Raw genomic sequence first — 8,585 nt, 5'->3', positions numbered from 1 at the left:
GCCACGCGGGGCGCCGCGACCGGCACCATCACGCTGGCCGCCACCGGTCTTCTTCGGACCGGCATGGGCGTGGCGCGGGGCCTCGGCATGCGGACGACGCGCGTGCTTGCGCGGCGAGCGATCGCCACCCGGCAGTTCGGCCTTGCCCGGCGCGCTGTTGCCCCAGCGGATCGGGGTCTGCGGCTCGAAGCCCGGCACGTCGCGGATGTCCATGTCCTTGTCGAGCAGGCGCACGATCTGGCGCAGCAGCTTGGCTTCGTCCTGGGCCACCAGCGAGATCGCCTGGCCGGTCGAGCCGTTACGGCCGGTACGGCCGATGCGGTGCACGTAATCCTCGGCCACCATCGGCAGGTCATAGTTGATGACCTTCGGCAGCTCGTTGATGTCGATACCGCGCGCGGCGATGTCGGTGGCCACCAGCACGGTCACGCGGCCGGCCTTGAAGTCGCCCAGCGCACGCAGGCGCTGGCCCTGGCTCTTGTTGCCGTGGATCGCCGCGGTCTTGATGCCCGACTTGTCCAGGAACATGGCCAGCTTGTCGCAGCCGTGCTTGGTACGGCCGAACACCAGGGTCTGCTCACGGCTGTCCTGGGCCAGCAGGTGCAGCAACAACTCGCGCTTGCGCGGGCCATCGACCGGGTGCACGCGGTGGCTGATGTTCTCGGCAACGGTGTTCTTCGGCGTGACCTGGATCTGCTCCGGGTTGCGCATGAACTCCAGCGCCAGCTGCTTGATGCTCTCTTCGAAGGTCGCCGAGAACAGCAGGGTCTGGCGGTTCTGACGCGGCAGCTTGGCGAGGATCTTCTTGATCGACGGCAGGAAGCCCATGTCGAGCATGCGGTCGGCTTCGTCCAGCACCAGGATTTCGATGCCGGAGAGGTCGACGCTGCGACGCTCGATGTGATCGATCAGGCGGCCCGGGCAGGCGACCAGCAGGTCCACGCCACGGCGCAGCACGTCGAACTGGTTGCCCATGCCGACGCCGCCGTAGATGCAGGCGCTCGGAATGCGCAGGTACTTGCTGTAGCCGCGCAGGCTGTCATGCACCTGGGTGGCCAGCTCGCGGGTCGGGGTCAGCACCAGTGCACGCGGACGACGCGGGCCATCAACGGCCTGCGGGTTGGTGCCCAGGTGCTGCAGCAGCGGCAGGCCGAACGCGGCGGTCTTGCCGGTACCGGTCTGTGCGCCGGCCAGCAGGTCGCGGCCTTCCAGGGCGAGCGGGATGGCCTGCTCCTGGATCGGGGTGGGGGTTTCGTAGCCCTGCTCGGCCAACGCGCGCAGCAGGAACGGGGCAAGGCCCAAGGATTCAAAAGACATCGGGTGGAAGCTCCAAAGACAAAGTAACGCCAGGCCGAATGGCCGGACGCGAGGCAGATCAAGGTGATCGGCTGACTCGGAGCGTTCCCGTAAACCGCGCTGCGAGAATTGGGTGCAGCCGGCGCGGTGCGCAGACTGGAATGCATGACGAATGGCGTCGGAGTGGGGGCGGGCGACGGATCGATGATCCATATCGCCGGCGATCCCGAAGGGAAACGGACGGCCGCTGCAGACCCGCATAGTCTAGCGGATGTTTGAGATCCATACCAAATTGGCCTGTTCAGGTTGGGAGGGGGGCGGGCTGCGCCCGGGGCTGCAACGGCCACAGCAACGGCCACAGCCACAGCAACGGCAACGGCAACGGCAACGGCGCGGGTGTGCGGGGGGAGGCGGGGTGGGTCCGGTTGCAGGGGACGCTGCAAGTACGTCCCTGTAAGCTCGGTCGCGCCATCCATGGCGCTCACGCCCCTGCAACCGGACCCACCCCGCCTCCTCCTGACATGGCGTGGGCGTTGCGTTTGGGGCCGAGGCAGAAGCAGACGCAAAGGCATAGGTAAAGGGATGGGGATGGGGATGGGGATAGGGATAGGGATAGGGATAGGGATAGAGAGATTCGCGGGGAGAGGCAGGTGGGCGGAGGATGTTGGTTGGGTGGGCGCGTGACGTGCGGTAGGGTGGGATGTCGCGTTGCAGCTTGGTGGTGCGACAATTTTGGTTACACTCGAAACCTATTTTTCGCGATCCCGGATACCCACCCATGAAGCTTGGTTCTTTGAAGGAAGGCGGCCGCGACGGCACCCTGATCGTGGTCTCGCGCGACCTGCGCCACGGCGCCCGCGCCACCGGCATCGCCGCCACCCTGCAGCAGGCGCTGGAAGACTGGAGCCACCTGGCGCCGCGCCTGAACGCCTTGTACGAGTCGCTCAACGACGGCAGCGCCGACGGCGTCTTCGACATCGACCTGCAGGCACTGGCCGCGCCGCTGCCGCGGTCCTACGAGTTCGTGGACGGCAGCGCCTACCTGCCGCACGTCGAGCGCGTCCGCCGCGCCCGCGGTGCCGAGGTGCCGGAGAGCTTCTATACCGACCCGCTGATGTACCAGGCCACCAGCGCCGGCTTCCATGGCCCGCGTGATGCGGTGAAGGTGGTCAGCGAGGAATACGGCATCGACCTGGAAGCGGAGATCGTGGTGATCACCGACGACGTGCCGATGGCCGTCACCGCCGAACAGGCCGCCGGCCATATCCAGCTGGTGGGCCTGGTCAACGATGTGTCGCTGCGCAACCTGATCCCGGGCGAGCTGGCCAAGGGCTTCGGCTTCCTGCAGTCCAAGCCGCGCTCGGCGCTGTCGCCGGTGTTCGTCACCCCCGACGAGCTGGGCGACGCCTGGCAGGACAGCAAGGTGCACCTGCCGCTGCTGACCCACATCAATGGCGCCTGGTTCGGCGCCCCGGAAGCGGGCGTGGACATGCAGTTCAACTTTGCCCAGCTGGTCGCGCACGCCGCCAAGACCCGCCCGCTGGGCGCCGGTGCGATCGTCGGCTCGGGCACCATCGCCAACGAGGACACCAGCAAGGGCGCCTCCTGCTTTGCCGAGCTGCGCACGGTGGAAACCCTGCGCGATGGCAAGCCGAGCACGCCGTTCATGTCCTTCGGCGACGTGGTCCGCATCGAGATGCTGGACGCGGCCGGTGAAAGCATCTTCGGTGCCATCGAGCAGCGCATCGAACAGGCCGCCAAGCCCTGAACGCCACCGCCGCCACCGACGAGAGTGCGATCGAGCTGTTCAGCTACTGGCGGTCCAGCGCGGCCTACCGCGTGCGGATCGGGCTGAACCTCAAGCAGCTGGCGCACCGGATCACGCCCGTGCACCTGGTCCGCGATGGCGGCCAGCAGCACAGCGAGGCCTATGCGGCGCTCAACCCGCAGGAGCTGGTGCCCACGCTGCGCCATGACGGGCAGGTGCTGCACCAGTCGATGGCGATCCTGGAATACCTGGACGAGGTGTTCCCGCTGCCGGCGCTGCTGCCCGACGATGCACCCGGGCGTGCGCGGGTGCGCGCGCTGGCGCAGCTGGTGGCCTGCGACATCCACCCGCTCAACAACCTGCGGGTGATGCAGTTCTTCAGCGATACCTGGAGCGTGCCGCAGCCCGAGCGCGACGACTGGACCCGGCACTGGATGCGGGTGGGGTTCGAGGCGATGGAGCGGCTGCTGGTCGAATCGGTGGACACCGGCCGGTTCTGCCACGGCGACAGCCCGACCCTGGCCGACTGCTGCCTGGTGCCGCAGCTCTACAACGCGCGCCGCTTCAACCTGGACCTGGCCGCGTACCCGACCCTGGTGCGGATCGACGCGGCCTGCCTGGCGCTGCCGGCCTTCGACACGGCCCGCCCGGAAAACCAGATCGACGCGGGGTGAACCGGTCCGCATCGACCGATGGTCGATGCGCCGTATCACCCGCGCATCAGAACCCGTGGGTGATCGCTGCCGGGGCGCTGTTGGCCGAGAAATCCGCGTACGGATCGTGCTCGCCGCTGCCGCCTTCGGACAGGCGGAACTTCAGCGCCAGGCCATCGCGCGAGTCGGCCGCGCGCAGCGCTTCCTCCTGCTCGATGATGCCGTTCTTGGCCATCCGGAACAGGCACTGGTCGAAGCTCTCCATGCCTTCTTCCAGCGATGCTTCCATTGCGGCCTTGATCTCGTGCACTTGGCCGCGGCGCAGCAGGTCGCGGATCATCGGGGTGTTGATCAACACCTCGGTGGCCGGCAGGCGGCGCCCGTCCTTGCCCTTCACCAGGCGCTGGGACACCACCGCGCGCAGGTTCAGCGACAGGTTCATCAGCACGTTTCGGTGCGCGCTTTCCGGGAAGAAGTTGAGGATGCGCTCGATGGTCTGGTCGGCGTTGTTGGAGTGCAGCGTGGCCAGGCACAGGTGCCCGGTCTCGGCGAAGGCGATGGCCGCCTCCATGGTTTCGGCATCCAGGATTTCGCCGATCAGGATCACGTCCGGCGCTTCACGCATCGCGTTCTTCAGTGCGTTGTGGAAGGCGTGCGTATCCAGCCCCACCTCGCGCTGGTTGACGATGGACATCTTGTGCTTGTGCAGGTACTCGATCGGGTCCTCGATGGTGAGGATGTGACCGGTGGTGGTGCTGTTGCGGTGGTCGATCATCGACGCCAGCGAGGTGGACTTGCCCGAACCGGTCGAGCCCACCACCAGCACCAGCCCGCGCGGGGTCATGATGACGTCCTTGAGCACCTGCGGCAGGTTGAGCTCTTCGATGCTGGGAATCTTGCTGCGGATCGCACGGATCACCATGCCGACCTCGCCGCGCTGCTTGAACACGTTGACGCGGAAACGCCCGGCCTCGGCCAGGGCGATGGCCATGTTCAGCTCCAGCTCACGCTCGAACTCGGGCACCTGGCCTTCGTCCATCAGCGAGTAGGCGATTTTCTTGACCATGCCCGGGGGCAAGCCGGTGTTCCCCAACGGGTACAGCTTGCCCTCGATCTTGATGTAGACCGGGGCGCCGGTGGTCAAGAACATGTCCGACGCGTTCTTTTCGGTCATCAGCTTCAGGAAATAGCCGATATCCATGCGAAATGTTTCCCCAACAATCGGCCGCGTGCCATTGCAAGCACGCCGCAGGCTTCCGACAATGGCCGCGCTCCTACTTCTGGCGACGGCACCCCCAATGAATAGCTTCGCACAAATACGACGTATCCCGTCGGTGGTCATGATTGTTTGCGTGATGGCGTGCACATTCGCGCTGGCAGGCGCCGCCCAGGCCCAGGACGGCGCCCTGGAACTGATGCAGGCCCGGCAGGCGGTGGACAAGGCCACCCAGGCCGATGCCGACCAGTACGCCCCGGATCTGATCGCCGTGGCCCGCCAAGGCCTGGAACAGGCCCAGCGCGCCGCCGGCGACCGCCGCGAGCGCAAGAACGCCCCGGCCTTGGCCGTGCGCGCCACCGTGGATGCCGACCTGGCCCGCGCCCGCAGCGAAGAAGCCACCGCCACCGCCCAGCTGCAGCTGCGTCGCAATGAAGTGACCCAGCTGCAACGCCAGCTCGCCACCGGGGAGAACCGTTGATGACCGTCGCGCCGAAGAAGTCCCGCACGCTGCGCGCGTCCACCCTGGTGCTGGCCGCCGGCCTGGCCCTGCCGCTGCTGGCCCAGGCCGCCGAAGACCCGGCCGTGGCCCAGCTGACCCAGCGCCTGATGGCCATGCAGGCCAATCCCGACGCCTCGCAGCTGGCCGCCTTCGAGCGCCTGCAGGCCCAGCAGGCCGTGGCCGACCTGGACAAGGCCAAGCGCCGCGACCTGGACCAGGCCCGTTACCTGGCCGAACGCCGGGTCGAGATCGCCGAAACCAGCGTGCGCGCCGCGCTGGCCCAGCGCGAGGTGGACCAGCTGGAACGTACCCGCAGCGAGCTGCTGATCGAAGCCAGCCGCCGCGACGCCCAGCGCGCCCGGCAGGAAACCGAGCGCCTGCGCGTGCAGGCGCAGATCCAGGCCGAGGAAACCGAGCGCCTGCGTCAGTCGGCCGAGCAGGAGGCCCTGGCCCGCCAGGACGCCGAAACGGCGCTGACCAGCGTGGCCGGCAAGCAGACCGCCCGCCTGAGCGCGGCCCAGCAGAGCGCGGCCAAGCTGGCCCGCGAGGAAGCCGAACTGGTCTCGGGCAACACGCTGCCGGGGTCGAAGTTCGACAGCCGCGGCGAAGTGTTCACCTTCAATGGCGATGCCTTCGCGGCCGGCAAGGGCAGTCTGTCCAGCGCCGCCAAGGGTCAGGCCAAGGCACTGGCCGAGTACCTGAACATCGGCAAGAAGGGCCGGGTCCGGATCGAGGCCTATGACGCTGCGGCCGGGGTGGGCGACCAGCGCGCCCAGGCCCTGCGTGACGCCCTGGTGGCCGCCGGCGTCAGCGCCAGCCGCCTGCAGGTCGCGGGCAAGAAGGCTGCGGCCACCAAGGCGCGTTCGGCCGAGGTCATCATCGCCCCCTGAGCCGGTTCTGCGGGGGTCAACGCGGGTCGCTGGCAACGGTCGGTCATGACCGTTGGTCATGACGCAACCTGCTGTTTTTGTTTAATTTTCGTTGAAGTGCGCGTTCAGCCTGAACCCCGGCTTGAGCGGATCGAAAATTTCAGATGAAACGCTTGAAGACCCCATCGGGCAGGCGTAGGGTCAGTTGTCCGGGGCGCCTTCCGCGACCCGGACGATTGGAGGGCCGGGCCGATGAACCGAGGGCACGAACCACAGCAGTCTGCAGTCCGGGCAGTCCCGGTTGCGCATGCGGGTTCGGTCGCGGTCATCGCCAGGTGCTCCACCCAAAAGCAACGCCCCGTGCCGTCAGGCCGGGGCGTTCTTGTTTCTGCCGTACAGCGATAGGAGGTTCATCATGTTTGAAGGTCAGCCCCAGAGCGAGATCGACGCACGCCGCAAGCGTGATCCGGAATTCAAGGCACTTTACGAACGGCACCAGAAGTTGAACAAAAAGTGCATGGATGCCCAACTCGGTGTACTGCCGATAGACGATCTCACCTTGGGCCAGATGAAGCGTGAGAAGCTGCTGGCCAAGCAGAAGCTGGAACGGATGTACGACTCCCCCATGCATTGATGTAAGGTTTTGACCCAACGCCGCGGGCGGCGTCCGTCACCTCGTCGACGGGCGCCGTTCGCGTCGCTCCGCTGTCGCGGCCGGCATCACCCCGCCGCCTACAGCCCGGCATCCGCCGTTGATCGCCACAACCTGACTTTCCGCGTCAACCGTCGGATAATCACCGGTCCGGCCGCATTGCGGCGCGAACGATGTGATCCGATGGCAATCCACTCCTCCGTACTCGACCTCATTGGGCACACCCCGATCGTCAAGGCCCAGCGCCTGGACACCGGTGTCTGCGAGCTCTACCTGAAGCTGGAGAGCGCCAATCCCGGAGGATCGATCAAGGACCGCATCGGCCTGTCGATGATCGAGGCCGCTGAGAAGCGCGGCGAGCTCACCCCGGGCGCGACCCTGGTCGAGGGCACCGCCGGCAACACCGGCCTGGGCCTGGCCCTGGTAGCCCAGCAGAAGGGCTACAAGCTGATCCTGGTCGTGCCCGACAAGATGAGCCGCGAGAAGATCTTCAACCTGAAGGCGATGGGCGCCGAAGTGCGCCTGACCCGTTCGGACGTGGCCAAGGGCCACCCGGAGTACTACCAGGACATGGCCAAGCGCGTGGCCGAGGAAACCCCCGGCGCGTACTTCATCAACCAGTTCGGCAACCCGGACAACCCGGCCGCCCATGAGTTCGGCACCGGCCCGGAGATCCTGGAACAGATGGACGGCGACCTGGACGCGATCGTGTTCGGCTGCGGCAGCTCGGGCACCATGACCGGCCTGTCCCGCGCCTTCGCCAGCGCCTCGCCGAAGACCGAGCTGGTCCTGGCCGACCCGGTCGGCTCGATCCTGGCCGAGTACATCAACGACGGCGTGCTCAACGACAAGTCGGGCAGCTGGCTGGTGGAAGGCATCGGCGAAGACTTCCTGCCCTCCATTGCCGATTTCAGCCGCGTCACCAAGGCCTATGCCATCACCGATGCGGAGAGCTTCCACACCGCGCGCGAGCTGCTGGGCAAGGAAGGCATCCTCGGCGGTTCCTCCACCGGCACCCTGCTGGCGGCGGCGCTGAAGTACTGCAAGGAGCAGACCACCCCGAAGAAGGTGCTGGTGCTGGTCTGCGACACCGGCAACAAATACCTGTCCAAGATGTACAACGACTACTGGATGCTGGACAACGGCTTCCTGGAGCGCCCGCAGAGCGGCGACCTGCGCGACCTGATCCTGCGCCCATACGGCCAGCGCGACACCGTCGTGATCGGCCCGAACGACCTGCTCACCACCGCCTACCAGCGCATGAAGCTGTACGACGTGTCGCAGCTGCCGGTGATGGACGGCGACCAGCTGGTCGGCATCGTCGACGAAAGCGACGTGCTGCTGCACGTGTATGGCGATGAAGCCCGCTTCCGCGACCCGGTGGCCACGGCCATGGTCAGCAAGCTGGACCGGCTGGATGTGAAGTCCCCGATCGAGGCGCTGCTGCCGGTGTTCGACCGTGGCCAGGTGGCCATCGTCATGGACGGCGGCACCTTCCTGGGCCTGATCACCCGCATCGACCTGCTGAACTACCTGCGCCGCCGCGTTCAGTAAACGCCTGGCCCCGGCCGCCGCTGCTCTGAATCTGCGTTTATCCGCGTCAACGGCCGATTAAGCCGCCGCTGATAG

General features: G+C 66.9%; 8 protein-coding genes. 6 read left to right on the top strand and 2 right to left on the bottom strand.

Annotated elements, in window-relative coordinates; all coding sequences use genetic code 11:
* A partial coding sequence (locus DX03_RS17145) for a DEAD/DEAH box helicase (RefSeq protein ID WP_081797267.1) occupies positions 1–1,317 on the bottom strand: 1,317 nt, incomplete at its 3' end.
* A 757-nt stretch (positions 1,318–2,074) separates the two neighbouring features.
* Here DX03_RS17145 and DX03_RS17140 point away from each other — a divergent pair.
* Complete coding sequence (locus DX03_RS17140; RefSeq protein WP_038690660.1) at positions 2,075–3,064, top strand: fumarylacetoacetate hydrolase family protein; 990 nt, start codon at positions 2,075–2,077, stop codon at positions 3,062–3,064.
* A gap of 29 nt (positions 3,065–3,093) precedes the next feature.
* On the top strand, positions 3,094–3,738 hold the full coding sequence (maiA, locus tag DX03_RS17135) for a maleylacetoacetate isomerase (RefSeq protein ID WP_185753540.1): 645 nt from the start codon (positions 3,094–3,096) through the stop codon (positions 3,736–3,738).
* A 46-nt stretch (positions 3,739–3,784) separates the two neighbouring features.
* Here the strand turns inward: maiA and DX03_RS17130 are convergent, their stop codons facing one another.
* Positions 3,785–4,918, bottom strand: a complete 1,134-nt coding sequence (locus DX03_RS17130) for a PilT/PilU family type 4a pilus ATPase (protein ID WP_038690656.1) — start codon at positions 4,916–4,918, stop codon at positions 3,785–3,787.
* A gap of 154 nt (positions 4,919–5,072) precedes the next feature.
* On the opposite strand from DX03_RS17130, the gene DX03_RS17125 reads away from it, so the two are divergent.
* The 4 genes from DX03_RS17125 to DX03_RS17110 all read left to right on the top strand — a co-directional run bounded on the left by DX03_RS17125 (position 5,073) and on the right by DX03_RS17110 (position 8,510).
* Complete coding sequence (locus tag DX03_RS17125; RefSeq protein ID WP_051598900.1) at positions 5,073–5,414, top strand: DUF4398 domain-containing protein; 342 nt, start codon at positions 5,073–5,075, stop codon at positions 5,412–5,414.
* Complete coding sequence (locus DX03_RS17120) at positions 5,414–6,325, top strand: coiled-coil domain-containing protein (RefSeq protein WP_081797266.1); 912 nt, start codon at positions 5,414–5,416, stop codon at positions 6,323–6,325. The genes DX03_RS17125 and DX03_RS17120 overlap by 1 nt, the downstream gene beginning before the upstream one ends.
* Positions 6,326–6,719: 394 nt before the next feature.
* A complete protein-coding gene (locus DX03_RS17115) occupies positions 6,720–6,938 on the top strand; it encodes an HP1242/YdcH family protein (protein WP_038690653.1) in 219 nt (72 codons plus the stop codon).
* A gap of 201 nt (positions 6,939–7,139) precedes the next feature.
* Positions 7,140–8,510 (top strand): pyridoxal-phosphate dependent enzyme, encoded by a 1,371-nt coding sequence (locus tag DX03_RS17110; protein ID WP_038690651.1) that lies wholly within the window; start codon positions 7,140–7,142, stop codon positions 8,508–8,510.
* Positions 8,511–8,585: the final 75 nt, after the last annotated feature.

The sequence above is a fragment of the Stenotrophomonas rhizophila genome, assembly GCF_000661955.1.
Classification (GTDB): domain Bacteria; phylum Pseudomonadota; class Gammaproteobacteria; order Xanthomonadales; family Xanthomonadaceae; genus Stenotrophomonas; species Stenotrophomonas rhizophila.
This window is presented reverse-complemented; position numbering and strand designations above follow the sequence as displayed.